The sequence below is a fragment of the Nocardiopsis akebiae genome (genome assembly GCF_018316795.1).
GTDB classification, from domain to species: Bacteria; Actinomycetota; Actinomycetes; order Streptosporangiales; family Streptosporangiaceae; genus Nocardiopsis; species Nocardiopsis dassonvillei.
In genome coordinates this window covers 5302428-5328379 of sequence record NZ_CP074132.1, presented here as the reverse complement: position 1 = coordinate 5328379, position 25952 = coordinate 5302428, and the positions used below count along the sequence as shown (strand labels likewise).

Here is a 25952-nt window from a genome sequence, read left to right as displayed (position 1 = left end):
ATGCAGGAGAGGAAGCCCTTCCTGATTCGACCGGGGTGATCGCTTTGTTACCGTGCCCGTCAAGGGTCACTCGGCGCTCCCCGCTAGGCTTAGGCCCCGCGTCCACACCCAGCCCACATTCCCCAGTGGACGTCCCGTGACACCGACCCCCGAGGGTTTTTGGCATGTCCCCATCGCATCGTGAACACCGGAGCCGAGGCACTCTCGGCACCGCCATGCTCGCCGGAGCGTGCTGCCTCGGCGCGGTCGCCTACGGGGCGATCGTCGGTCCGTCGATGCTGCCGCCGGAACAGCGTGACGTGCGGGCCACCACCGCGATGACCCCGGACCTGGCCCCCGACGCGGCCGAGCCCGAGGAGGTCGTGGAGGAGGGGCCCAGCGGTCGGCTCCAAGTCCAGGTGAGCGACCGCGGGCGCGCCTGGGTGCAGACGCTGATGTGCACGGGGAACCTGGAGGAGGACCCCGCCGCCTGCGCCGAGCTGGCCCGGGTCGCGGAGGAGTTCAACGCCGACGCCGGCGAGCCGGTCACCGTCGAGGAGGAGTCGGTCGCCGCCGAGGGCGGCGGGGACGGTGACGAGGCCGCGGGCGGGGCAGCGGAAGGCGACGCGGGTGACGAGGCCGACGCGGAGCCGACGGAGGCCGTCAACACGGGCAGCGCGCTGCTGTTCACCGAGGTCCGCGAGGGGACCGTGTGCACCGACAAGGTGTACGGGCCCCAGGAGGCCACCATCGTGGGCACCTGGGAGGGCCAGGAGGTCGAGACCACGCTCACCCGCAAGGGCTCCTGCGAGGAGGCGCGCTGGCAGCGCCTGCGCGCCCTCACCGAGCAGATCAGCTGACGGACGGCGCGACCGGACATCGGGCGGCGTGGGGCCCGCCACGCGGCTGGACCCGTGTCCGCGGGACACCCGTCCACAGGCCGGGATCGGGGCTTTCGGGCGCGGTCGCGCGGACGTAGGCTCGATGACGGGGGCGCCACGCGCCGCCGACAGCAGGGGGCGGCCCCCCGTTTTCCAGTGTGCCGCGCCGCCGACCGCGTCACCAGCCCCGCGCCGCCCCTGTGGACGGTGGTCTGTGCACGGCTTCCGACCGGGCTGCGCCGACCCCGTGCGCGGCTTCGGGCCGGGGCCCGCCAAGCCTGTGGGCGGTCTCGGGACCGCAACCCTCGCGGACCGGAGATAATCGTCCCCCATGGACGTCATCAAGGTCAGTGACCCCGCGGACCCGCGCCTGGCCGACTACACCCGCCTGCGCGACGTGAACCTGCGCCGCCACCTGGAGGCCGAGCACGGGCTGTTCATGGCCGAGGGCGACAAGGTCATCCGCCGGGCCGCCGCGGCCGGGTTCGAACCCCGCAGCTTCCTGCTCACCGAACGCCGGGCCGAGGCGCTCGACGACGTGGTCGCCGCCTCCTCCGCGCCGCTGTACGTGGTCGAGGAGGACACCGCCGAGGAACTCGTCGGCTTCGACCTGCACCGCGGCGCGCTGGCCGCCTTCCACCGCCGCGCCCTGCCCCCGCTCGACGAGGTCCTGGCCGGGGCGCGCACCATCGTGGTCCTGGAGGACCTGGTGGACCACACCAACGTGGGAGCTATCTTCCGCAGCGCCGCCGGTCTGGGCGTGGACGCGATCGTGCTCGCGCCCCGCTGCGCCGACCCCCTGTACCGGCGCGCGGTCAAGGTGTCCATGGGGGCGGTCTTCACCCTGCCCCACGCCCGCATGGACGACTGGTACGGCGGCCTGGACACCATGCGCGCGGCCGGGTTCCACCTCATGGCGCTCACGCCGGGGGAGGGCTCCCTGCCCCTGCGCGACGCCATGGCCGCCCTCGCGCCCGGCGACCGGGTCGGCCTCCTGCTCGGCACCGAGGGCGACGGGCTCTCCTCCCGCTGGCTGGAGCGGGCCACCGCCCGGGTGCACATCCCCATGGCCGACCGCGACGTCGACTCCCTCAACGTCACCGCCGCGGCCGCCATCGCCTGCTACGAACTCACCCGCTCCACCGGCTGACGCGCCCGTCCCGTTAGGGTGGCGCCTGAGACGGACCGAGGGGAAGGGCGGCGCGACATGGGCGGCCGAACGCTGGTGCAGTGGGAGCAGAACAGGGACAACGCCCCGGACTCCCTGACCGTGGACCTCTACGCGGGGGGAGCGGCGCCCGGCGGCGGACTGGACGAGGTCGCCTTCTACCAGGTGCCCTACACCCCCTCCACCCAGGGCGTGGACGCGCGGCTCGACATGATCGCGCGGATGCCGTCGCTGGAGGTCGTCCAGCTCCTGTCCGCCGGGTACGAGCAGGTGCTCCCGCTGCTGCCGGACCACGTGACCCTGTGCAACGGGCGCGGCCTCCACGACGCCAGCACCGCCGAGCACGCCCTCGCGCTCATCCTGGCCGCCCAGCGGGACCTGCCCCGGTGGGCGCTCGCGCAGAGCGAGCACCACTGGGGCTCCGCCCAGCTGCGCTCCCTGGCCGACTCGCGCGTGGTGATCGTCGGCTACGGCAGCATCGGCCAGGCCGTCGAGAGCCGCCTGCTGCCCTTCGAGGCCGAGGTCGTGCGCGTGGCCAGCCGCGCCCGTCCGGACGAGGGCGTGCACGGCGTGGACGAGCTGCACGCCCTGCTGCCCGGGGCCGACATCGTCGTCCTGGTCACCCCGCTCACCGAGGCCACCCGCGGCCTGTTCGGCGCCCGCGAGTTCGCCCTGCTGCGCGACGACGCCCTCGTGGTCAACGTGGGCCGCGGCCCGGTCCTGGACACCGGCGCCCTGCTGGAGCAGAAGGGCCGGGTGCGGGCCGCCCTCGACGTCACCGACCCCGAGCCGCCGCCGGCGGACCACCCGCTGTGGAGCGCCCCCGGCGTGTTCCTCACCCCGCACGTCGCGGGCGGTTCGGCCGCGTTCTACCCGCGTGCCCGCGCCTTCATGGACGCCCAGCTCGCCCGCTGGGCCGCCGGTGAGCCGCTGGCCAACGTGGTCCGCGCCGGATCAGCCCGCAACGGCTGACACCGCGTCGGTGCGTCCGGCCCCGGGCGGGGTCCCGCCCGCCCGGGCCGCACGGCCGACCCCGGAAAGCGGGCCCGGCCCCGTCCCTTCCGCGACGGAGCCGGGCCGGGCCTCCCGCGCGGCGCGTCCGCGGAACCGTCGCAGACGGGCGGCACACTGGGGAGGATGCGGATCGCGGTGGTCGCCGACGGCGAGGGCGGCGGCTGGCTCCAAGAACTGGACGACGCCCCCGGCCCGATCCGCCGCGTCGGCGACCTGGCCGCCGCCGTGCGCGAGGCCGAGCACGCCCGCCCCCAGCCGCCCCGCTGGGTGTGGTCGGCCGGTGAGGACGTCTACCCCGACCTCGTCCGCGCCGGGGTGCGGGTCTCGCGCTGCCACGACGCCGCGCTCACCGAGGCCCTGCTCCTGGGCTACTACGCCCGCCACGGCGAGGCCTCCTCACTGGGCGCGGCCTGGGCCCGTCTGCACCGGCTGCCCGTCCCCGACGACCCCGTGCGCCCCCTCGGCGAGGGCGGCGCCGCCCACACCCAGCCCGCGCTCTTCGAGGCCGACCGCTCCACCCTGCCCCCGGGTACCGACCGCCTCGCCGCCCTGGTCGAGGTGCACGCCGACCAGCTGCGGCGCCTCGCGCAACTCCCCGACCCCGCCCCCGGCCGCATGCGCCTGCTCGCCGCCGTGGAGTCGGCCGGGGGACTGGCCGCCGCGGAGATGAGCCACGACGGCCTGCCCTGGCGGCCCGACGTCCACGACGAGATCCTCACCGGCCTCCTCGGCCACCGGCCCCCCTCGGGGCAGCGCCCGCCCGTACTCGCCGACCTCGCCGCCCGCATCGGCGAGGCCGTGGGCCGCGAGGTCAACCCCGACTCCCCGGCGCAGGTCCTGCGGGCCATGGCGTGGATCGGCCACCCCGTCGACTCCACCCGCTCCTGGGTCCTGGAGAGGATCGACCACCCCGTCGTCCCGCTCCTGCTGCGCTACAAGGAGCTCTCCCGCCTGCACTCCGCCAACGGCTGGACGTGGCTGGACACCTGGGTGCGCAGGCGCCCCGGCCCGGACGGGACGACCCTCGGCCGCTTCCACCCCGACTACGTGGTCGGCGGCGTGGTGTCGGGCCGCTGGGCCACCCGGGGCGGCGGCGCCCTCCAGATCCCCCGGTCGCTGCGCGGGGCGGTCCGCGCCGACCCGGGCTGGGTCCTCGTCCGCGCCGACGCCGGGCAGCTCGAACCCCGCGTGCTCGCCGCGGTCTCCGGCGACGACGCCCTGGCCGCCGCGGCCGCGGAGGAGGACCTGTACGCGCGCCTGGCCGTGCACGTGGGCGGCGACCGCGACCGCGCCAAGATCGGCATGCTCTCGGCCATGTACGGCCAGACCTCCGGCGACGCCGCGCCCCTGCTGGCCACCATGCGCCGCCTCTACCCGCGCGCCCTGGAGTACGTGGACTCCGCCGCGCGCACCGGAGAGGCCGGCGGCGTCGTCCGCTCCTGGCTGGGGCGCACCTCGCCCGCCCCCTCGGGGTGGGACGCCGCCGTCTCCGGACCCGGCGGCGAGCGCCGCCGCCGCGCCCAGGGCCGGTTCACCCGCAACTTCGTCGTCCAGGCCACCGCCGCCGAGTGGGCCCTGGTCCTGCTCGCCTCGCTGCGCCAGCGCCTGCCCGACATGCCCGAGGGGGCGGGGATCGTCTTCTTCGTCCACGACGAGGTCGTGCTGCACGTGCCGGCCGGCCTGGCCGAGGATGCGGTGCGCGCGGTGGCCGAGGCCGAGGCCACGACCCGCGCCACCCTCTTCTCGGACACCCCGGTGCGCTTCCCGCTGACCCCCGTGGTGACGAGGAACATCGGGTGAGCACCGCGTGGCGGTCCGGTATCGGACGGCGTGGGCTTCTTGCAAACTCGTCCCGGTACGCCCATTCTTGGATCCGGAAAGTGTAAAACCGGCAACGGGCCGTACGCCGCAGGGGTTCCCCCACGCCCCGGTCGGCTCACTCACAGAAAGGTGAGATCCCCCCGTGCGGAGCCGCTTGAGAACGTGTGCGGGAACCACGGCCGCCTTCGCCGTCGCCTTCACCGCCTTCGGGACCACCCCGGCCTGGGCGGAGCCGGTGGTCGAGGACCGTCCCCCCATCAGCGAACAGCTCTCCTCCGAGGCCTCCGGCGCCGGCGGCCCCAGGCAGGAGACGTCCGAGCAGTCCCCCGAGGTCTCCGACTCCCGGTTGCGCCGCGACGCCTACGTGGCCCCCTTCCGCGAGGCGCGCAGCACCGAGTACTTCGCGGTCGCCCCCCGCGCCCTGCCGGGCGAGACCGTCGAGGCGGTCCGCGGTATCGAGGGCGTCGAGAGCGTCCTGGCCGTGGACGCCGCCCGCGTCGAGATCGAGGGCGAACCCACATCGGTGCTCGGCGTCAGCCCCTCCAGCTTCCGCAACCACGCCCCCGAGCCCTCGGCCGAGTCCGACGAGATCTGGCAGGGCGTCGCCGAGGGCCGCGTCGCCCTGTCCAAGGACGTCGGCACCGAGCGCGGACTGGAGGTCGGCCGCGAGGTCACCGTCGCGGGCGGGCGCGGAGAGGTCCCCCTGGAGGTGTGGACGCACGCCACCTCCGGCATCGCCGGGATCGACGCGCTGGTCTCCCGCGAGCGCGCCGCGGAGCTGGGCATGCCCAGGGGCAACGCCCTGGTGGTCTCGGCGCCCGAGGCCGACCTGGCCGAGCTGCACGGGGCCCTGGCCGAGGCCCTCGGCGAGGACGTCTCCCTCCAACTCGTCGCCGACTCGCCCGAGCCGCTGGTCGAGGGCGAGGCCGTGGCCCCCTCGGTCATCGAGCAGGTCATCGACAACGCCGAGAGCCAGCTGGGCGTCCCCTACGTCTGGGGCGGTGAGACCCCGGAGGGCGGCTTCGACTGCTCCGGTCTGCTCCAGTGGGCCTTCGCCCAGGCGGGCGTGTCCATCCCGCGGGTCACCCACGACCAGTGGAACGCCGGACAGCGCGTGGAGTTCGACGACCTCCAGCGCGGCGACCTGCTGTTCTGGCGCACGGACCCCACCGCGCCCGACTACATCTCGCACGTGGCCATCTACCTGGGCGAGGGCATGATGCTGGAGGCGCCGCGCACCGGCCTGGACGTGCGGGTCACCCCGGTACGCACCGCCGACTACGCCGGAGCCGTGCGCGTCAACACCTGACTCCGCGCGGCCCGCACGCGCACACGAAGCGGGCCGCGGCACCACCGCGCCGGTGGTGCCACGGCCCGCTCGTTCTCCTTGTCCGAAAAACCCAGCCGGGAGGGGAAGGCAGGCCTCGGTCAGGAGGGGGAACAGGGCCGTCACTGAGGGAGGGGGAGACAGCGCACGAGCCCTGATGCGGTGGTATTGAGTTCTGACGGAACGCGGTCGGGAGCTTTCCCGGAGTGCCGTCGCACAGGGTCTACATAAGCAGTGACCGGGCGATTTGGCAAGAGCCCAGATCAATGCAGGTAAGCGCTGTCAACCCCCCTGCGCAGCTTGTTCCGTGCAGCGTCGCGCCGCGTCGCGTGCCGTTTCGTCTTCCTCCGGTCCCGTGCGGTTCGGAGCCGGTTCAGCGGCCGACGGCGTACCCCTGGGAGGCCCGCGCGTCGGCGGCGGCGCGCAGCTCGCCGGTCTCGGGGTCGCGGGCCACGGCGGCGAGGCGCCCCAGCGCCCACTCCTGGGCGACCTGCACCCGGTGGCCGCGTCGGCGCAGCTCCTCGACGGTCCGCGCCCCCACACCCGGTTCCACGACCAGGCCGCCCGGAACAGTCTCGCGGGGGTGGAAGGAGCTGGGGAAGGCGGTGGTGTGGAACATCGGGGTGTCCAGGACCTCCTGGAGGTTCTCCACCCCGTTGAGGATCCGCAGCAGGGCGGTGAACGTCCACTGGTCCTGCTGGTCGCCGCCCGGGGTGCCGATCGCCAGCACGGCCCGGCCGTCCTCCCCGGTCACCAGGGTGGGGGACAGGGTGGTGCGGGGGCGCTTGCGGGGTGCCAGGGCGTTGGGGGAGGCCGGGTCGAGCCAGAACATCTGCGCCCGGGTGCCCAGCGGGAAGCCGAGGGCGGGGATGACCGGCGAACTGCTGAGCCAGCCGCCGCTGGGCGTGGCCGAGACCATGTTGCCCCACGCGTCCACGACGTCCACGTGACAGGTGTCCCCGCGCAGGTCGGCGGGGTTGGCGACGGCGTCCTGGCGTACCGTGGGCTCGCCCGTGGTGCGGTCGCCGGGGGTGCGGCCCGGCACGTACAGCGGCGGTTCGAAGGGCGCGCGGTCGCCGACGGAGCCGGGGCGCTGCTCCATGCTGGCGCGCGCACCGTCGACCAGTGCCGCGCGGCGGGCGGTGTAGTCGGCGCCCAGCAGCTCCTCGAGGGGCACGTCCGTGAAGTCGGGGTCGCCGTACCAGGCCTCGCGGTCGGCGAAGGCGAGCTTGGCCGCCTCGGTCACCCCGTGCACGAAGTCGGCGCTGACTCCGTCGAGCACGTCGCGGCCGGTGCCCAGGGCCTCGGCCAGGCGCAGCTGCTGGAGCATGACGGGTCCCTGCCCCCACGGGCCGGTCTTGTGCACGGTGTGGGCGCCGTAGACCGTGCTGGCGGGCTCCTCGTAGGAGGCGCTCCAGTCGGCCATGTCCTGCGCGGTGAGCAGGGCCCGCTGGGGCTCGCCCGTGCCGCTGGGCACGGGCGAGGACAGGAAGTCCCCGACCGCCTCCGCGACGAAGCCCTGCGACCAGGACCGCCGGGCCGCCTCGATCTGCGCCTCGCGGTCGCCTCCGGAGGCCTCGGCCTCGGCGACGATGCGCCGGTAGGCGGCGGCCAGGGCGGGGTTGCGCAGCCGGGAGCCGGGGCGGGGCGCGGCGCCGTGCGGGAGGTAGACGGCGGCCGAACCGGCCCAGTGGCGGGAGAAGACGGGGGTGAGCGCCTCGACGGCGGCGGCGATGCGGTCCAGGACGGGGTAGCCGCGCTCGGCCAGTCCGATGGCGTGGTCGAGGACGTCGCGGACGGTCATGGTGCCGTGGTCGCGCAGCAGGAGCATCCAGGCGTCGAAGGAGCCGGGGACGGTGGCGGCTAGCACGCCGCTGCCGGGGACGCGGTCCATGCCCGCGAAGGCGCCGACGGTCGCCGCGGCGGGGGAGACGCCCTGGCCGCACAGGACGCGGGGGGAGCCCCCGGCGGCCTGGAAGATGACGGGGACCTCCCCGCCGGGGCCGTTGAGGTGGGGCTCGACCACTTGGAGGGTGAACCCCGCGCCGACGGCGGCGTCGAAGGCGTTGCCGCCGCGTTCGAGCAGGGACATGCCCGTGGCGCTGGCCAGCCAGTGGGTGGAGGCGACCATGCCGAAGTCGCCGCGGAGCTGGGGGCGGGTGGTGAAACCGAGGGGCATCTGGGCGGGTCCTCCTCAGGGGGCGGTGGTGGCGGGGTCGCCACCGCGGTCCGGTCCGGGCCTGCCCCCGGTGGGGGACGCGGAGGCGGGGAGGGTGACCGCGGCCACCCGGACGCGGACCTGAGGTGACGTTACATCATGGGTTGTCCATATGAATGGGTTGATGTCTGGTTCGTGGGAGCGGTGCCCGGCGCAGTGGGAGGCGCGGGCCGCGCGGGACGCCGGTGGGACGGGTGCCCGCCCTAGGAGGGACCGTGCGCGAGCGGTTCACCGGGCCGTCGCCGGGTCTCCGGAGGAGGACGGCTGCCCGTGGACGGTCTCCGGTCGCGGTGCCGGGGAGCACCGTACACGGGTGCTCGCCCGGGGCGTCCGGTGTGCGAGGAGCCGAGCGCCGGGGACGCCCGGCCGGGACGGGCGCTACGGCGTCGTCCACAGGAGGAACCCGGGGCTGGTGCGTGAGCCCGGCCCCGGGTTGACTGGATGTAGGGGGCCCTCAGGGCCCGCCCGTACCGTGCTGCCCGCCGACCGCCGCCGCCTCGCGACCGGAGGGCGCGCTGTTCAGGAGGTCCCGGCCGGAAGGCGCCACGGCAGGGACCGCGTCAGCTCGGCCCACTCCTGTGCGCCTATCGGGTCCATGACCGAGGCGGCGTCCACCTCCACGGGCAGGGTGGCGTTCACCTCCTCCAGCGTGCGCGCCACGTTCTCCTCGTGCGTGGCGTCGTGCTTCTCGGCCTCCTCCACGAGCACGGCGATGATCCCGCCGAGGTCGGAGATGAGCCCCTCCAGTTCGGTGCGCGACATCTCGACGTCCTCGGCGCAGTGCTCGACGGCACCGGTCTTGACGCCCTCGTCGCCGTAGTACCAGACGGTGGCCAGCAGGCGGTCGAGGTCCCCGTCGCCGAGCCGCTCCGTGGCAACGGCCCGCTCCACGAACTCCGCGCTGGCCGGGGTCATCTCGCCCAGACGGGTCCGGCCGCTCCCGAAGCTCACGAACCGGCTGACGACGCACTCCTTGGCCATCCGGACGCGGGTCGCCCCGGGCTGCTCGGAGCCGGCGGTCTCACCGGTCTCCGCGGGTGCCTCCTGCGCGCCCTCACCGGCTGCGGGCTGCTCCTGCGCCGCCTCTCCGCCCTGCCCGGACGGGGCCTGGGGGGTCTGTGAGGTCTCAGCGGCTTCGGGGGTCTCCGGAGTCTCGGGTCGTCCGACGGGGGAGGCGTCCACCGCGGTCCCGTCGGCGGAGGACGCGCTCCCGTCCGCCCCGGCGGGCTCCTGCGGCTCCTTCTCCCCGGTCGTTTCGGGCGCCGACTCCACGGGTTCCTGGGCGCTCCCCGCCCCGGCGGGCTCCTCCTGTGTCGCCTCGCCGCCGGAGCCTTCCTCCGAGTCGGTGCCGCCCGCCTCGTTACCGGACCCCTCCTGCGCGTCCGGCCCGTCCTGCGCGGGCTCCTGGGCCGTCGGTTCCCCGGCGGCCGGTTCCTCCGTCCCGGACCCCTCGGGGTCGGTCTCCCCGGTCCCCTCCGCGGGCGCCCCCTCCTCCCTGGTCAGCGACTCCGCCATCCTGACCAGTTCACCGCTGCCCCACTTGTCCGGCTGGAGGTACAGGGCCACGGCCACGCCCGGCTCGTCGAGCCAGAACAGGTCGCCGGTCTCCGGCGACAGGTAGGCCTCACTGCGCAGCGCCTCGCCCGAGTCCAGGCGTTCCAGAGTCCTCTCGGGCAGGTGGCCGTACCGGCGCTCGCGCAGGTCGTCGAGCTGCTGCATGCTGTCCGAGCGCAGGATGGAGACCCTGCCGAGCAGCTGGTCGGGTCCGCGCATCCAGGACAGCTGCGACTGCCTGTTGCCCAGCCGGTCGGTCGTGGTCGAGGCGTGTATCCCGTGCCGCTCCAGTTCGGAGGGCAGATAACCGATCTCGTAGCCGTCCAGGCTGTACGAGGAGACGCCCTGGCCGATCTCCGGCCACGCCGGCGCCCGCATGTCCTTCTCGTCGGCCGCCACCGCCCCCGGGAGACCGACCAGTCCCGACGACGCGATCGCGGCGGCGCCGAGCAGCGCGACCCACCTCTTGTGGTGCTTGCGCATGAGTGTTCCTTCCCATCGACTACTCCTAGTGATGTTTTCAGCCTCTGAGTAATCGACCATGGGTGCGGCGGTCAAAAACCGTACATGAAGTGACCAAATGGATGCATTAAGTGAGAATGTCGTCGAACTGTCGGACACATCACCAGATGATGGGCCGCGGATCACCGGCTGCTCCGCAGACGGTAACCACGAGGTCACCATCCGCACCCAATCTGAGGAAGCAGCCGACAAGTTCACGCGCACTTGGGAGGTCCGGTGCAGCGCATCGGCATCGTCGTCGCAGCCGTGTCGTTCTTCGTCGTCACCGGCGCGAACGCATCGTCCGCGACGCAGGACACCGACCCCCGGTGGTCGGACGTCACCAGATCCGCAGTCATCGAGTACACGACAACCGAGCGCCCGCTGATCGCCGTCTCCCACCGCGGAGCCTCCGGTCACGCGCCCGAGAACACCCTTGCCGCCCTCGACGCCGCCGACCGGCTCGGAGCCGAGACCGTTGAGGTCGACGTCCAGCGCACCAAGGACGACGTCCTCGTGCTCATGCACGACACCACCCTCGAACGCACCACCGACGTCGAGGAGGTCTTTCCCGACCGCGGCTCCTACGAAGTCGCCGACTTCACCATGGAGGAGGTCCGCGAGCTCGACGCGGGCGCCTGGTTCGACGCCTCCTTCGACGGTGAGCCCGTCCCCACCTTCGCGGAGGGGCTCGACCGCCTGGAGCAGCTGGACCTCAACCTCTTCCTGGAGCTCAAGGAGCCCGGGCTCTACCCCGGCATCGAGCAGGAGATCGCCGACGAGCTGACCGAGCGCGGAACCTGGCTGGAGCCCGACCCGGACGGTGAACCCCGCCGCCTCGTCGTGCAGAGCTTCGACTGGCAGTCGGTGCGGCGCTCCAAGGACCTGCTCCCGTCGGTGCCGCACGCCCTGCTCGGGCGGGTCCCCGAGAGCAGCATCGACGAGCACGACTGGGCGCAGATGATCAACCCCAACCACACCACCATCGACGCCACCTACGTGGAGCGGGTCCACGAGGCCGGGATGGAGATCATGCCCTACACCATCAACGAGCGCTCCCGGATGGACACCGTCCTGGGCTGGAAGGTCGACGGGTTCATCACCGACTACCCCGACGTCGGCCAGGAGGCCATCGCCGCCCGGACCCAGCGGTCCCAGCCGGTGGTCAGGATCCCCGCGCTGCCCCTGCCCCGCTGACCCGCGTCGGCCCGGGGAGCGCGTGCGCCCAGGAAGGGGCGGCGTCCCCGGACCGCGCCCGGAGCGCTCCCTGGCCCCGGACGGCGTCAGGTGGGATGATCGGTCCGACCCACACGAGGTCCCCGCCCGCGGGGAGACCGCGCCGCGGTCTCCCCGCGGGCGGGGCGTTCGGACCAGGAGGCGGACACCACGTGAGCGATCGGCTGACCATCCCCCGGGAACACGTCGACTGGCGCACCAAGGGCCTGTGGTGGACGGACGACCCGATTCCCCTCGAGGAGTTCGCGGCCCGCCGCGACCACCTGTTCACCGGCCCCTTCACCTGGCCGCTGATGGTGCTGCGCGCCTCCGCGCTGGACCGCAACGTCGCCGCGCTCGCCGGCTTCGCCGAGCGCCACCGGCTGCTGTTCGCCCCGCACGGCAAGACCTCGATGGCTCCGGCCCTCATCCAGCGACAGCTGGACGCGGGCGCCTGGGGGGTCTCCGCCGCCAGTGCCAACCAGGTCCTGGACTTCCGGCGGTTCGGCGTGCGCCGGATCCTGCTCGCCAACGAACTGCTCGACGGCCGGGTGCTGCGCTGGGCGGCCGGTGAGCTGGACGAGGACCCCGACTTCGAGTTCCTCTTCTACGCCGACTCGGCCGAGGGGGTGGCGGTCGCCGCGGAGGCCGCCGCCGACCGGCCCGGGGGAGGCCCCGCCGGGCGGCCCCTGCGGGTGCTGGTCGAACGGGGGGTCCCCGGCGGGCGCACCGGCTGCCGCACCCGTGAGGAACTGCTCGCGGTGGCCGCGGCCGTCGCAGAGGCGCCGGGTCTGGAACCGGCCGGGGTGGCGGGCTACGAAGGATCGCTCGGCGACGCCGACGGCGTGCGCGGTTTCCTGCGCGACCTGGTCGGCGACGCCGCGGCGCTGGCCGCCCGGCACGGCCTGGACAGGCCGGTGCTGTCGGTGGGCGGCAGCGCGTGGTTCGACCTGGTCGCCGAGGAGCTCGGCGGACGCGAGGACGTCCTGTCGATCCTGCGCAGCGGCGCCTACGTGGTCCACGACGACGGCCTGTACCGGCGCACCACGCCCTACCGCCGCCTGCCCGAGGGCCCCGACGCGCTGGCCGGGGCCCTGGAGCTGTGGGCCCAGGTGACCTCCGTCCCGGAGGAGGGACTGGCGATCGTCGGCATGGGGCGCCGCGACGCCAACCACGACCAGGGCTTCCCCGTGCCGCGCCTCCTGCGCCGGGCGGACGGCGCCACCGTGGACGCCGGCGGCGCGGAGGTGACCGACCTCAACGACCACCACGCCTACCTGAGGGTCGCGCCGGGACTGGAGGTCGGCCCCGGCGACCTGGTCTCCTTCGGGATCTCGCACCCGTGCACGGCCTTCGACCGCTGGCGGGTCCTGCCGGTGGTGGACGACGACGACACCGTCGTGGAGATGGCGGCCACCTACTTCTGAGGCCCCCGGGCGCCGTCGGCGGAGCGGCGCGGAGCCCGACGCCCCGGGAGCGCCTACGGCTCCCGGGGCCGCGGGGTCACCCCCAGCCCACCACCCCCGGACGGGTGTGCCACGGGCGCGGCCCGTCCAGCGGCCGGTACTCCACCCCGGCCGCGTCGAGCCGCTCCAGGTGCCTCCTCAGCCGGGGCTCGAACTCGGCGTAGTCGCGTTCACCGGACGACCACACCTGCTCGGCGAAGGCCGACAGCCTGGGGAAGACCATGTAGTCCAGCCTGCGCGGCGAGTCGATGTGCTCGGTCCACACGTTCACCTGCGCGCCCAGCACGTGCGCGGCCTCCCCCTCGGTCAGCCCCGGCGGGACCGGCTCGGCCAGGTAGACGTCCTCGGTCCGCAGCAGCGTGCCCACCGGGACGGGTTCGTCGCCGGACTCGGACTGCCGGTAGTCCAGGTAGGAGGTGCGGGTGGGACTCATGACCACGTCGTGACCGGCCCGCGCGGCCGCGACACCGCCCTCCTCGCCGCGCCACGACATCACGGTCGCCCCCGGCGCGAGCCCTCCCTCCAGGATCTCGTCCCAGCCGACCAGGCGGCGGCCGCGCGAGGTCAGGTGCTCGTCCAGCTGGCGGATGAACCAGCTCTGCAACTCCTCCTCGTCGGCCAGCCCCTCCTCCTTGATCCGCCGCTGCGCGGACGCGCTCGCCCGCCACTGGGTCTTGGGGCACTCGTCGCCGCCCACGTGCACGTACGTGCTCGGGAACAGCTCGATCAGCTCGTCCAGGACGTTCCGGTAGAACTCCAGGACGTTGTCGGTGACCGCGAGCACCTCCTCGAAGATCCCCCACTGGTCGCCGACCGGGATCAGTCCGGACTCGCCCAGCTCGGGGTAGGCGTGGATGGCGGCCTGCGAGTGGCCGGGCACGTCGATCTCGGGGACGACGGCCACGTGCCGGGCGTCGGCGTAGGCGACGATCTCGCGGATGTCGTCCTGGGTGAAGAAGCCGCCGTGCGGGCGTTCGTCGAACACCGGCGGCTTCGCGGCGCCCACCTGGCTCCGGGCCCGCCACGAGCCCGCCTCGGTCAGTTTCGGGTAGCGGCGGATCTCCACGCGCCATCCCTGGTCGTCGGTCAGGTGCAGGTGCAGGACGTTGAGCTTGTGCATGGCCAGCAGGTCGATGAACCGCAGCACCTCGCGCTTGGGCACGAAGTGGCGGGCCACGTCCAGCATCACGCCCCGCCAGCGGAAACGCGGCGCGTCGGTGACGCTCACGGCGGGCAGGACCCACTCGCCGCCGCCCAGCGGGGCGTCCCGGTAGGCGTCGGCGGGCAGCAGCTGCCGCAGGGTCTGCGCACCGTAGAACACCCCGGCGGGGTCGTTGCCCACGATGATGGCTCCCTCGGAGTCCACGATCAGCCGGTAGCCCTCGCGGCCCAGGCCCGCCTCGGGGTCCACGCTCAGCCGGACCTGCGCGCTGGCCTCGTCCCCGGCGGCCAGGGGGAGGCCGGTGGCCGCTCCGAGTTCACGCTGGAGCCACGTGAGCGTGCCCCGTGCGTCGGGGTCGGCGGACACCCTGGTCGAGGCGGTCAGCGTGAGGCCCCCGGCACCTCCGGGAGCCGAGGAGCTGGGACGGGGGACGAGGGAGGGGGAAGCGTCGGGCACGGTGAACCGCTCCTATCCGGTCTAGACCAATACCGGACATAGTGCCACGTGGCTTCTCGCGGGCACACCCCCCACGGACAAACGGTCACCCGTACCCGGAGGCAACTGGGTACCGAAACCGGGACCGGGTAGGTGCGGGCGTGGTGGGGTTACCACCACGACGGATGGGGGGCTGGCGTTATCGCCGTGGCGCTGGGCCCGTCCGTACCGTTGCCGAGACGGCGGGACGCAGGGGGGTCGGCGATGCTCAGGAGACGGGGGACACCCGTGGGGCGGTGGCGCTGATGCTGGTGCCGATCCTCATCGCCGTGGCCGGGGCGTTCACCCTGGCGCTGGGTTCGGCCCTCCAGGAGCGCGACGCCGTCCGTGCCCCGGGCGGCCGGGTGGCGAAGGCGGGGTTCCTGCTGCACCTGCTGCGCCAGCCCCGCTGGATGATCGGCAGCGTGGCCGCCGTCCTGGGCGCGGGACTGCACCTGGTGGCCCTCAGCGGCGCACCGCTGACCATCATCCAGCCGATCGGCGTGACCGGCCTGCTGTTCGCCATCGTGCTGTCGGCCCTGTTCAACCGCCGCCGGGTCGGCCTCTCCCAGATCATCGCCGGAACCGCCGTCATGGTGGGCCTCACCGGGGTGATCTCCCTGTTCCCGCACACCGCCGACAGCCCCGTCATGGGCACCGGCACGGCGCTGGCGCTCACCGGGGTCGTCCTCGGCGCGGGAGCCGTCGTCCACTTCACGGCGCACCGGATGGAAAACGGGGTCCGGGCCCTCCTGCTCGCCCTGGCGGGCGGGGCGGCCATGGGCACCACGTCCGGCCTGGCCCGCGTCCTGTCCGCCAACGCCGTCGGGGACTGGACCAGCCTGATCAGCTGGCTGACCCCGCTCGCGGCGGCCGCGGCGGTCTTCGGCGCCCTGCTGATGCAGAACGCCTACCGCACCGGGCACTTCACGGCCGCCTACGCGACCCTCCTGATCACCGACCCAGTGGTCGGTGTGGCCATCGGCGCCCTCCTCCTGGGCGAGGGCGCGCCTCGGACCCTTCCCGCCCAGCTCGGCGCGCTGGTCTTCGCCTGCCTCGCCGTCGCCGGAACCGTGGCCCTCGCCCAGGCACGCCACCGCAACCCCGAGGTCGTCGCCGCCGACACCGAACGCTAAGGAGAGACCACCATGGCCGAACGCCCGCTGCGCGTCCTGATCGCCAGCGACACCTATCCCCCCGACGTCAACGGGGCCGGATACTTCACCCACCGCCTGGCCGAGGGGCTGGCCGGGCGGGGGCACCGGGTCCACGTGGTGTGCCCCTCCGAACGGGGCGAACCCTACGTCACGGTCAACGGCGCGGTGACCGAGCACCGCCTGCGCTCGGTGCCCATCCCCTTCATGCGCGCCGCAGTCCCGCTGGGGATGGGCGGGCACATCGCCAGGATCGTCGAGCGCCTGGACCCCGACGTCGTGCACGCGCAGAGCCACTTCCCGCTCAGCCGCGCGGCGATGCGCAGGGGCCGCGCCGCCGGCGTACCCGTCGTGCTCACCAACCACTTCATGCCGGACAACCTGTACGCGCACGCCCGGATCCCCGCGCCGATGCAGGAACTCGCGGGCCTCCTGGCCTGGAAGGACATGGTCCGGGTCGCGGGGGAGGCCGACCACGTGACCACGCCGACCCCGCGGGCGGCCCGGCTCCTGCGGGAGAAGGGGTTCACGCGCGGGGTCGAGGCGATCTCGTGCGGGATCGACCTGGAACGGTTCCGCCCCCACGAGGACCCCGCCGTCGCGCGGCGCCGGTTCGGGCTGCCCGACCGGGACACGATCGTGTTCGTGGGCAGGCTGGACGCGGAGAAGAGGATCGACGACACCATCCGGGCGCTGGCGCGGATCGTGCCCGGACGGGACGCCCAGCTGGCCCTGGCGGGAACCGGCCAGCGCGAGGAGGAGCTGCGCGCGCTGGCCGCGGAGCTGGGGGTGGCGGACCGGGTGTTCTTCCTGGGGTTCGTCCCGGACGAGGACCTGCCCCTGGTCTACGCGGCGGGGGACGCCTTCGCCATCGCGGGCGTGGCCGAGCTGCAGAGCATCGCCACCCTGGAGGCGATGTCCACCGGCCTGCCGGTGGTCGCCGCGGACGCGATGGCGCTGCCGCACCTGGTGGAGGAGGGGCACAACGGGTTCCTCTTCCCGCCGGGCGACCCCGCGCGCCTGGCCGACCGGCTGCTCCTCGTGCTCGGTCCCCGGGGGCGCGCCTTGGGCGCGGCCAGCCGTGAGCTCGCGCGGCGGCACGACCACCACCGGTCCCTGGAGCGGTTCGAGGAGGTCTACACCCGTCTGCGGGGCACGGCCCCCGCGCGGGTGGAGGGGCTGGTCGCCGCCTGAGGTGTCCGAAAGAGCCGTTTGGTTGATGTTTCGATTCTTCTGCCACTTTCCGTATTCTTTGCGTAGCGACCGGTGATGTTGTCCTCCTGTGGGATACACAAGATGTTGTGTGGTTCGAAGGGATCAGTGCACAGACCGGCCGGGGCAATGCCACCGAGGGCCTCACCGATCGGCTCGTCAGCGCCGAACGGGAGGCCGGGTTCCACGAGCGCGACATGTCGGTGTTCGAACGCGAGCGCATCGACCTGGAGCACCGGGTGAACCGGATGGAGGCCGAGCTGGAGGCACTGCGCAAAAGAAGACTGGAAGCCTACGCCCGATGGTGGAACGCCCGGGACGACCGTGACCGGGCACTCCACGTCTGCCGCAGACTGCGCCGCCGGATCGACCGGACGCGCGGCAGGGATAAGCAGTGAACGACGGCGAACGTGGTCCGGCCCCGGGGGGTTCGGACCACGCGCCGTTCCACGGCGGCCCCTCCAGGAGCCCGCCCCGGTGCCAGCGGCGGGGCGCTCGTGGAGTCCGTGCTGACGCGGGACCCGGCCGGATCGGCGCGGGACCGCCCGGCGCGGCCGGTCAGGCCACCGTGATCCCGGCGACCTCCCTGTTCACCTGCTGCGCTGCGTCCCTCAACGCCGCCAGCGTCACCTGCACCGCCGGTCGCCTCGCCGCCACCGACCGCACCACCGCGTACACGTGCCGCTCGGGCGCGGACGCGGGCAGCTTCCGGTAGACGAGTCCCGCCGGAGCCCCCACCATCGCCAGGGCCGGGACCGCGGCGATCCCGATCCCGCGCGAGACCAGGCTCAGCACCGTTCCCAGCCCCTCGAACTCCCAGGCCGCGGAGGGCAGTCCGCCCACCTCGGACAGGAGCCGGTCCGTCCCGTAGCGCGAACGTTCGCTCTCGGGCGTCACGATCCACGACTCGTTCAGCAGCTCCTCCAGCACCACCGGCGTCGAGGGGTCGGCCAGCGCGTGCCCCCGGGGCACCGCCAGCACCATCGGGTCGCGCATCAGGTTGATGTGCCGCAGCCCGCCCTCGGGCCCGCGCCCGGGGTGCTGTCCGGACCAGTCGTCGACCAGGGCGATGTCCACCTCCCGCGAGCGCACCTGCTGGGTTCCCGTCGCCAGCAGGGTCTGCCGCAGCAGCAGCTGCATCCCCTCGTGCCGGCGCAGCGGCGGCACCAACAGGGGCGCGAACGCCACGGCGGCGGTCGGGAACGCCGTGACGGTGACCACGCCCAGCGCCAGGTCGGACTGCTCGGCGAGCACCGACTCGGTCGCCTCCACCAGCGCCAGGATGTCCTCGGCCTGGGTCACCAGCAGCCGTCCGGCGTCCGTGAGCTCGGCGCCGCGCGCGGAGCGGTCCAGCAGCGCGACGCCCGTCTCCCGCTCCAGGGTGGCCAGTTGCTGGGACACCGCCGAGGGCGTGTAACCGAGGGCGCCGGCGGTGGCGGCGATGGTCCCCCGGACGCTGAACTCGCGGAGGACGTGCAGACGACGTAGATCGAGCATAAGAGGATCTTACGCTCAGCATCGAAAAGACGCGCTTGTACTGATGCCCGCACCTGGGCAGTCTGTGGGGTGACGGGCCGTCCTCCCAGGTGGAGCGGCAGTCCACGCATCACCCGCATTCACGACAAACCGGAGATGAGTCCTCGATGACCGTCACTGTGTCCGCGACCCTCGCCGTCAACGAAGCGCTCGCCGAGAAGCGCCGCCAGGGAGTCCGCGTGCTCCCCCTGGGCTTCGGCGAGGCCGGACTCCCGGTCCACCCGGTCATGCGCGACCGGCTCACCGCGGGGAACGGTGCCAACGCCTACGGTCCCGTCGCCGGGTCCGCGGCCCTGCGCGAGGCCGCCGCCGGGTACTGGGAGCGCCGCGGGCTGCCCACCGACCCCGGTCTGGTCGTCGCCGGGCCCGGCAGCAAACCGCTCCTGTACAGCCTCCTGCTGGAGATCGGCGGCGACACCGCGATCGCCGCGCCCAGCTGGGTCAGCTACGCCGCGCAGTGCCGCCTGGTGGGGCAGCGGCCCGTCATGGTCCCCACCGCCACCGGCGAGGGGGGCGTACCCCAGCCGGACCTGCTGCACGCCGCCGTCACCGCCGCCCGCGAGCAGGGGCGCACGGTCAACGCCGTCGTCGTCACCGTTCCCGACAACCCGACCGGTACCGTGGCCGGGGCCGACACCGTCCGGCGCCTGTGCGAGGTGGCCCGCGAACTCGACCTGGTCATCGTCTCCGACGAGATCTACCGCGACCTCGTCCACCCCGCGGCCCCCGGCGAGCAGCCCGCCGAGGTGCACAGCCCCGCCGAGTACGCGCCCGAGCGCACCGTCATCTCCACCGGACTGAGCAAGAACCTGGCCCTGGGCGGCTGGCGCATCGGCGTCGTGCGCCTGCCCGACTCCGAGATCGGCCACCGGCTGCGCGGAGGTCTGCTCGGTGTGGCCAGCGAGATCTGGTCGAGCCCGGCCGCCCCGGTCCAGGAGGCCGCCGCGCACGCCTTCACCGAACCCGCCGAACTCCTCGACCACGTCGACCGCAGCCGCCGTCTGCACGGCATCGTAGCCGGGGCGGTCACCGAGGCCTTCGTCCGCGCGGGCGCGACCGTGGCCGCCCCCCGGGCGGCCTTCTACCTCTACCCCGACTTCGAGCCGGCCCGGGAGCGGCTGGCCGTCCTCCACGGCGTGGCCACCGGCCCGGACCTGACCGGGCTGCTGCTGGAGCGCTTCGGGGTGGGCGTACTGCCCGCCGCGGAGTTCGGTGAGGGCGCGGAAGCCCTGCGCATGCGGGTCGCCACCAGCCTGCTCTACGGCGACACCGAGGAACGCCGCTACGCGGCCCTCGCCGCCACGGACCCGCTGGCGCTGCCCTGGATCCGCGCACACCTGGACCGCCTCGACGAGGTCCTGGGCGCGCTGCTCCCCGAGGGCGCCGACGCCGGTCCCGTCCTGCGCCGGTCCACCGAACCACAGGCGGTCAGCTGACCGCTCCCCGCGTCCGCCCCGTGTAAGGGGGCGGGGCGGACGCACCGTCCTCCGGCCTCCCCCGGCCGCTCCTTCCGGGGGAGGCCGGACCTCCGTCCGGCCCCGCGCGGCGGGACGCTCCGGTCGTTGGGCGGCACGCTGTCTTCCGTGCCGACGGCACGTCCCCACCCGCGGCACCGCCGGACCCCCGTCCGGTGAGGCCACCGCGCGGACGCCGCCCGCGCGCTCACCTCGGACCGGACGCGGCGCCCTCCACCCCCGCCTCGCGCGCGGCCAGTTCCGCGCTGGAGGCGATCACCGCCCGGTAGTGGTCGAGCAGCTGCTCACCGACCGCCTCCCACGTACGGTGCTCCACCGAGGGGCGCGCGCCCCGCGCCATCCGCTCCCGCACCTGGCGGTTGTGGGCCAGCCGCCCCACCGCCACCCGCAGTTCGCGCACCGAGTCCGGGGCGTACAGCAGCCCGTTGTGCTCGGGCACCACCAGGTCCAGCGGACCGCCCGAGGCCGGGGCCACCACCGGCACCCCCGAGGCCAGCGCCTCCTGGACGGCCTGGCAGAACGTCTCGTCCGCGCCGGTGTGCACGAACACGTCCATGGACGCGTACAGGCGCGACAGGTCGCCGCCGGTGCGCTGCCCGGTGAACACCGCGTCGGGCAGCCGCCTGCGCAGCCGCGCCCGTTCGGGGCCGTCCCCCACCACGACCAGCCTGATCCCGCGCAGGCGGGACACGTGTTCCAGCATCTCCACCCGCTTGTCCCTGGCCAGCCGTCCCACGTAGCCCACGACCGCCTCCCCGTTCGGGGCGAGCCCGCGCCGCAGTCCCTCGTCGCGGTGCGCGGGGGAGAAGCGCTGGGCGTCGACCCCGCGGCGCCACAGGTCCAGGCGGGGGAACCCGCGCGCGGACAGCGCCTCCATGGTGGCCGAGGACGGTGCCAGCGTGCGGTCCACCGCGGCGTGCGTGCGCCGCAGCAGCGACCACAGGGCGTCCCCGCCGGGCAGGCGGTAGCGCCCGGCGAAGCCGGGGAGGTCGGTCTGGAAGACCGCCACGGTCGGCAGCGCCCACCGGCGGGCGGTCTCCACGGCCGCCGCCCCGAGCAGGGCGGGCGAGGCCAGGTGCAGCACGTCGGGGGAGAAGGCGCGGATCGCCGCGGTCATCACCCGCCGTGCGGGCAGCCCCACGGAGAAGTCGCGGTAGAACGGCAGGGGCACGGAGGGCAGCCGGACCACCGGGAAACCCGCGTAGGAGGAGGGGCCGGGCCCGGGGGCCAGCACCAGGGCCTCGTGGCCGCGCGCGGCGAGCAGGTCGGCGACCCGGCACACGGAGTTGGTCACCCCGTTGACCTGGGGGAGGAAGGACTCCGTCACGATCGCCACCCTCAGCCGGCCCCGGGCGTCGGCCTGGGGCACGCGGTCGAACGGGGGCGTGTGTGCCGCCGCGGCGCGGTGCCCGGCAGCGGGAACGCGAGCGGACGCGTGGTCGGCCGCGGTCCTGGGAGCGGCCGAGGGCACGGAGGGTGCGCGTGCGGACGAGGGGCGGTGAGCGGCCGGGGACGTGCGCGTGGCCGGAGACGTACGGTCGGTCGGGGACATGCGGGTGGCTCCCAACGCCGGGGGGACGGCTGCCTACGCCGGGGACGGCTGTCTCCGACGCTAGGCTCGTGGGGTGAACCTCGGTTTGGGTACGGGGGAACCGCGCCCGAAGACCAGGCGTGGGCAGTCCGAGCGGTCGGTGACCGCGCCCGTGCGCCCGTGTGTCCGCCGGGTGACTCCCCGGTGGATATGATTGCTGAATGTAGCCAATATATTGCTCTAAGGAGTCATGCGGTGACCCTCGTGGAATGGGCCGAAGCAGTCCGAAGTGAACTGGGCCTGACCGGCACCGAACCCCTCCGCAAGGAGGACGTCGACCGTGTGCTCGACCTCGCCCGGGACGCCGCCCACTCCGTGGCCCGGCCCGCCGCGCCCCTGACCACCTACCTCCTGGGCGTGGCGGTGGGTCAGGGCGCGGACCCCGACGAGGCCGCGGCGGTCCTCAGCAGGCTCGCCCTGGCCCAGGTCGACGAGGAGGACCGCGTCTGACACCCCGCCGCCGTCCGCGCCGGTCGGCGGCGCTCCGTCCGTACCGACGGGCCCTTCCGTCCGTTCCGGCCGCCTCCGGCGGCGCCGTCGCGGCCGTGTCCGTGAGGAACACGGCGCCCTGAGCCCGCCGGAGCCGCACCGGCTCGACACGGTCGCGTCGGCTGGCCGTCCGCACCGGCCGCCCCCACCGGGTCGCGCGCGGGCCGCACCGGCGCCCTCGGGTCCGCCGACGTCCGGGCCCGGCCCCGGTCCCGGAGCCAGGGCCCGGCCAGCGCGGAAGCCTGCCGGAAGGCACCGCCCGCACCCGGGAGGTACGCGGAAGGGAAACCGGAAGTTCCCGAAGAAACAGGCATGTGGGTTACGTGTGATGCGGTTGTTACGCGTCGATGCGATTCTGTGCCGGTATCGCGGGCCTTCCCCCAGTGCCGACGCGATCTCGAGGGCGTCGGATCCCCCGTACTTCGCTACCGGCGACCCCCGTCCCCACACACTCACCGATAGGGAGATCCCCTGTGGACCAGCTCCTCGAAATGGCTGGCATCGTCAGCAGCATCATCTGGGGGCCCTTCGTCCTCATTCCGCTGCTGTTCGGTGTCGGCCTGTTCCTCACCGTCCGCCTCCGCCTGCTCCAGCTCCTGCGGCTGCCCCACGCGCTGTGGCTCGCCCTCGTCCGGCGCAAGGAGGACGCCTCCGTCGAGGGCGACATCTCCCACTACCAGGCGCTGAGCACGGCCCTGGCCGCCACCGTCGGCGTCGGCAACATCGCCGGTGCCGCGCTCGCCATCGGCGTCGGCGGACCCGGCGCGCTGTTCTGGATGTGGGTCGTCGGCTTCCTCGGCATGGCCACCAAGTACAGCGAGGCCCTCCTGGGCGTGAAGTTCCGCCGTACCGACGCCAAGGGCGAACAGAGCGGCGGCCCGATGTACTACCTCAAGTACGGGATACCGGGCGGCCTGGGCACCACCCTGGGCGTGGCCTTCGCGGTCTTCGGAGCCATCGCCGCCTTCGGGATCGGCAACGGCACCCAGGCCAACGCCGTCTCGCAGCAGATCACCAGCGTCACGCCGCTGGAGCCGTGGATGGTGGGCCTGGCCCTCGTGGTCCTCGCGGGCGCCGTCATCCTCGGCGGCATCAAGAGCATCGGCCGCGTCGCCTCCGGCCTCGTGCCGATCATGATCATCGGCTACGTGGGCGTCTGCCTGGTCATCCTGGCCGCCAACTGGGCCGCCATCCTCCCCGCGCTCCAGCTCGTGGTGACCGACGCCTTCACCGGCACCGCGGCCACGGGCGGCTTCGCCGGGGCGGGCATCATGCTCGCCATCCAGCAGGGCTTCGCCCGCGGCATCTTCTCCAACGAGTCGGGCCTGGGCACCGGTGCCATCGCCGCCGCGGCGGCCAAGACCAGCCAGCCGGTCCGCCAGGCGATGGTCTCGATGACCCAGACCTTCATCGACACCATCATCGTGGTCACCATGACCTGCCTGGTCATCATCACCACCGGTGTCTGGTCCGCCGGCGGCGAGGACGGCTCGCTGATGACCAGCAGCGCGGTCTCCGAGGGCCTGGGGTCGATCAGCCCGGCGCTCGCTCCGGCCGGTACCGTCATCGTGGCCGTCGCGGTGGCCGTGTTCGCCTTCACCACCCTGCTCGGGTGGGCCTACTACGGCGAGCGCTGCATGGTGTTCCTGGGCGGCCGCCGCCTGGTCCTGCCCTACCGCCTGGTGTTCATCGCCGTCATCTACGTGGGCTCGGTCGCCAGCCTGGACTCGGTCTGGCTGTTCAGCGACATCGCCAACGGCCTGATGGCCCTGCCCAACCTCATCGGGCTCCTGCTCCTGTCCCCGGTCATCGCGGCGGAGACGCGCAAGTTCTTCGCCCACCCCGACTGGAGGGACCCGGACAAGGTCATGGAGGACGTGACCAAGGCCTGACCCGGTAGGGGCCGCGAGCCCGACCGGAGGACGGTGACGAGGAGGGGGGACCGGCGCGGAGCCGGTCCCCCCTCGGCGTTCCCTCCTCCGGACGCCGCCCCTACCACCAGGCGTGGAAGTGGTGCACGGGGCCCTGTCCGCCGCCCGCGTCGATCTCGTCGGCGCGCCGGATGGCCTCGGTCAGGTAGTCCTTGGCGTCGCCCACCGCGGCGGCCACGTCCGGCCGCTGCGGCAGCAGGGCCGCGATCGAGGAGGACAGCGTGCACCCGGTGCCGTGCGTGTTGCGGGTGGCCACCCTCGGGGCGCGGAACTCGACCGGGTCGGCGTCCCGGGCGACCAGGACGTCGACGCTCTCCCCGCCGGGCAGGTGGCCGCCTTTGAGCAGGACCCTGCGCGGGCCGAGGTCCAGCAGCCGCCAGGCCTGGGCGCGCATCGACGCCAGGTCGGTCGCCTCGGGCTCCTCCAGCAGGTCCGCGGCCTCGGGCAGGTTCGGGGTGACCAGGTCCGCGCGTGGCAGGAGCTTGGTGCGCAGCGCGTCGACGGCCGAGGCCTCCAGCAGGCGGTCCCCGCTCTTGGCGACCATCACCGGGTCCACCACCACGTTCGGCAGCGTGTGGCGGTCGATCGCCTCGGCCACGGCCTCGGTGACCTCCGAGGTGCCCAGCATGCCCACCTTGACCGCGTGCACGACGGCGTCGGTGAAGAGGGTGTCCATCTGGTGGGCGACGAAGCGCGCGGGGATCGGGTGGACCCCGGCGACCCCGAGCGTGGACTGGGCGGTCAGCGCGGCGATCACCGTCATGCCGAAGGTCCCGTGCGCGGAGAAGGCCTTGAGGTCGGCCTGGACGCCCGCGCCCCCGCTGGGGTCGCTGCCGGCGATGGACACGATGTTGTACGCGCTCATGGCGTTCCTTCGCTAGTGCTAACTAGGGCAGGTTCGACGGGTGTGCTCTCAGCCGGGAACGTGTCCCGGCACCCCGCGCCTCCGGAGCCGCGTCGGCGGCCCCGGTCATGATGTGTTTGTGGTGCGTTCCGGGCAGGATACCCACAGAACGCAGAAGGGGTCCGCCCGGGGACGCGGGCGGACCCCTGGAGGGGTTCACGGGGAGCGGGGGCTCAGGCGGAGGTGCCCTCGGTCCGGCGGGCCCTGGTCCGCTTGTAGACGCGGGCCAGGATGAACCACAGCACCAGCAGGCCGATGAGCACGACGACGATGTTGCTGATCACACCGCTCCACTGGACCAGAACGGGCTCGATGGCCGGGCCGAACACGTAGCCGAGGCCGATCCAGATGGTGTTCCACACCGCGGAGCCGATGACCGTGTACAGCGAGAACTTGAACAGGGGCATCCGCTCGATCCCGGCGGGCACCGAGATGAAGCTGCGGACCAGGGGCACGCACCGGCCCAGCAGGACGGCGACGCCGCCGAAGCGGGCGAAGAAGCGCTCGGCCTTGTAGAAGTCCTCGATCTCCAGCAGCGGGGTCTTCTCGACCAGCCAGGCCGTGCGCTCGCGGCCCAGGAGCGCGCCGATCGCGTAGAAGCCCCACGCGCCGACCAGGCAGCCGATCGTCGCCCACAGGATGGCCAGCCACACGTTCATGTGCCCGGCGTAGGCGAGGAACCCGGCGCCGGGCAGGACCGCCTCACTGGGCATCGGCGGGAAGAAGGTCTCGATGAACAGCGCCACGCCGACACCGGGTTCGCCCAGGGTCGTCATCAGGTTCAGGACCCACCCGATGAACCCCTCGTACTCGTGGGCGACGTCGACGTCCGTCGTCGAGGCCGCGGTCATCAGCAGATTCGTTGTCATGCGGTTGTCGT

General features: G+C 73.8%; 20 protein-coding genes and 1 riboswitch. Of the genes, 13 read left to right on the top strand and 7 right to left on the bottom strand.

The window, feature by feature from the left end; genetic code table 11:
* The first annotated feature begins 215 nt into the window (after window positions 1-215).
* The 5 genes from KGD83_RS22775 (at window position 216) to KGD83_RS22755 (ending at window position 6172) form a co-directional block, all read left to right on the top strand.
* Entirely contained in the window at window positions 216-839 is a 624-nt protein-coding gene (locus tag KGD83_RS22775; RefSeq protein ID WP_249351997.1) for a hypothetical protein, read from the top strand.
* A gap of 352 nt (window positions 840-1191) precedes the next feature.
* The gene (locus tag KGD83_RS22770) at window positions 1192-2010 is read left to right on the top strand and encodes a TrmH family RNA methyltransferase (RefSeq protein ID WP_212641093.1); all 819 of its coding nucleotides are present in this window, start codon (window positions 1192-1194) and stop codon (window positions 2008-2010) included.
* Between the two features lie 57 nt (window positions 2011-2067).
* The gene (locus KGD83_RS22765; protein ID WP_212641092.1) at window positions 2068-3000 is read left to right on the top strand and encodes a 2-hydroxyacid dehydrogenase; all 933 of its coding nucleotides are present in this window, start codon (window positions 2068-2070) and stop codon (window positions 2998-3000) included.
* 165 nt (window positions 3001-3165) lie between these two features.
* Window positions 3166-4842: a bifunctional 3'-5' exonuclease/DNA polymerase gene (locus tag KGD83_RS22760; RefSeq protein ID WP_212641091.1), complete on the top strand. Its 1677-nt coding sequence runs from the start codon at window positions 3166-3168 to the stop codon at window positions 4840-4842.
* A 163-nt stretch (window positions 4843-5005) separates the two neighbouring features.
* Window positions 5006-6172, top strand: a complete 1167-nt coding sequence (locus KGD83_RS22755) for a C40 family peptidase (protein WP_212641090.1) — start codon at window positions 5006-5008, stop codon at window positions 6170-6172.
* A 391-nt stretch (window positions 6173-6563) separates the two neighbouring features.
* Here KGD83_RS22755 and KGD83_RS22750 read toward each other — a convergent pair whose 3' ends face one another.
* Together KGD83_RS22750 and KGD83_RS22745 are read right to left on the bottom strand one after the other, a co-directional pair.
* On the bottom strand, window positions 6564-8369 hold the full coding sequence (locus KGD83_RS22750) for a gamma-glutamyltransferase family protein (RefSeq protein ID WP_212641089.1): 1806 nt from the start codon (window positions 8367-8369) through the stop codon (window positions 6564-6566).
* Between the two features lie 558 nt (window positions 8370-8927).
* Window positions 8928-10445, bottom strand: coding sequence for an ICP22 family protein (locus KGD83_RS22745; protein ID WP_212641088.1), 1518 nt, complete (start codon window positions 10443-10445; stop codon window positions 8928-8930).
* Between the two features lie 255 nt (window positions 10446-10700).
* Here KGD83_RS22745 and KGD83_RS22740 point away from each other — a divergent pair, with 255 nt between their 5' ends.
* On the top strand, window positions 10701-11660 hold the full coding sequence (locus KGD83_RS22740) for a glycerophosphodiester phosphodiesterase (RefSeq protein ID WP_212641087.1): 960 nt from the start codon (window positions 10701-10703) through the stop codon (window positions 11658-11660).
* Between the two features lie 191 nt (window positions 11661-11851).
* Complete coding sequence (locus KGD83_RS22735) at window positions 11852-13105, top strand: alanine racemase (protein WP_212641086.1); 1254 nt, start codon at window positions 11852-11854, stop codon at window positions 13103-13105.
* A 76-nt stretch (window positions 13106-13181) separates the two neighbouring features.
* On the opposite strand, the gene KGD83_RS22730 is transcribed toward KGD83_RS22735, so the two are convergent.
* The gene (locus KGD83_RS22730) at window positions 13182-14762 is read right to left on the bottom strand and encodes a beta-N-acetylhexosaminidase (protein WP_212641085.1); all 1581 of its coding nucleotides are present in this window, start codon (window positions 14760-14762) and stop codon (window positions 13182-13184) included.
* Window positions 14763-15046: 284 nt separating this feature from the next.
* On the opposite strand from KGD83_RS22730, the gene KGD83_RS22725 reads away from it, so the two are divergent.
* From KGD83_RS22725 to KGD83_RS22715, 3 genes are all read left to right on the top strand, one after another.
* Entirely contained in the window at window positions 15047-15916 is an 870-nt protein-coding gene (locus KGD83_RS22725) for a DMT family transporter (RefSeq protein ID WP_212641084.1), read from the top strand.
* Window positions 15917-15928: 12 nt separating this feature from the next.
* Entirely contained in the window at window positions 15929-17128 is a 1200-nt protein-coding gene (locus KGD83_RS22720; RefSeq protein WP_212641083.1) for a glycosyltransferase, read from the top strand.
* Window positions 17129-17235: 107 nt separating this feature from the next.
* Window positions 17236-17544: a hypothetical protein gene (locus KGD83_RS22715; RefSeq protein WP_212641082.1), complete on the top strand. Its 309-nt coding sequence runs from the start codon at window positions 17236-17238 to the stop codon at window positions 17542-17544.
* A 160-nt stretch (window positions 17545-17704) separates the two neighbouring features.
* Here KGD83_RS22715 and KGD83_RS22710 read toward each other — a convergent pair whose 3' ends face one another.
* Complete coding sequence (locus tag KGD83_RS22710) at window positions 17705-18643, bottom strand: LysR family transcriptional regulator (RefSeq protein ID WP_212641081.1); 939 nt, start codon at window positions 18641-18643, stop codon at window positions 17705-17707.
* A gap of 146 nt (window positions 18644-18789) precedes the next feature.
* On the opposite strand from KGD83_RS22710, the gene KGD83_RS22705 reads away from it, so the two are divergent.
* Window positions 18790-20118 carry a pyridoxal phosphate-dependent aminotransferase gene (locus KGD83_RS22705; RefSeq protein ID WP_212641080.1) on the top strand — a complete coding sequence of 443 codons (1329 nt, stop codon included), beginning with the start codon at window positions 18790-18792 and terminating at the stop codon, window positions 20116-20118.
* A gap of 226 nt (window positions 20119-20344) precedes the next feature.
* Here the strand turns inward: KGD83_RS22705 and KGD83_RS22700 are convergent, their stop codons facing one another.
* Entirely contained in the window at window positions 20345-21484 is a 1140-nt protein-coding gene (locus KGD83_RS22700) for a glycosyltransferase family 4 protein (protein ID WP_249351996.1), read from the bottom strand.
* A gap of 459 nt (window positions 21485-21943) precedes the next feature.
* Between KGD83_RS22700 and KGD83_RS22695 the strand changes: the two genes are divergently transcribed.
* Both KGD83_RS22695 and KGD83_RS22690 read left to right on the top strand, forming a co-directional pair.
* Window positions 21944-22198 (top strand): DUF6457 domain-containing protein, encoded by a 255-nt coding sequence (locus KGD83_RS22695; RefSeq protein WP_212641079.1) that lies wholly within the window; start codon window positions 21944-21946, stop codon window positions 22196-22198.
* Window positions 22199-22710: 512 nt separating this feature from the next.
* Window positions 22711-24129 (top strand): alanine/glycine:cation symporter family protein, encoded by a 1419-nt coding sequence (locus KGD83_RS22690; protein ID WP_212641078.1) that lies wholly within the window; start codon window positions 22711-22713, stop codon window positions 24127-24129.
* A 100-nt stretch (window positions 24130-24229) separates the two neighbouring features.
* Here KGD83_RS22690 and thiD read toward each other — a convergent pair whose 3' ends face one another.
* The gene (thiD, locus tag KGD83_RS22685; protein ID WP_212641077.1) at window positions 24230-25033 is read right to left on the bottom strand and encodes a bifunctional hydroxymethylpyrimidine kinase/phosphomethylpyrimidine kinase; all 804 of its coding nucleotides are present in this window, start codon (window positions 25031-25033) and stop codon (window positions 24230-24232) included.
* Window positions 25021-25119: riboswitch (TPP riboswitch) on the bottom strand. It overlaps the preceding gene by 13 nt.
* Before the next feature lie 126 nt (window positions 25120-25245).
* On the bottom strand, window positions 25246-25941 hold the full coding sequence (locus tag KGD83_RS22680; protein ID WP_249351995.1) for a DedA family protein: 696 nt from the start codon (window positions 25939-25941) through the stop codon (window positions 25246-25248).
* Window positions 25942-25952: the final 11 nt, after the last annotated feature.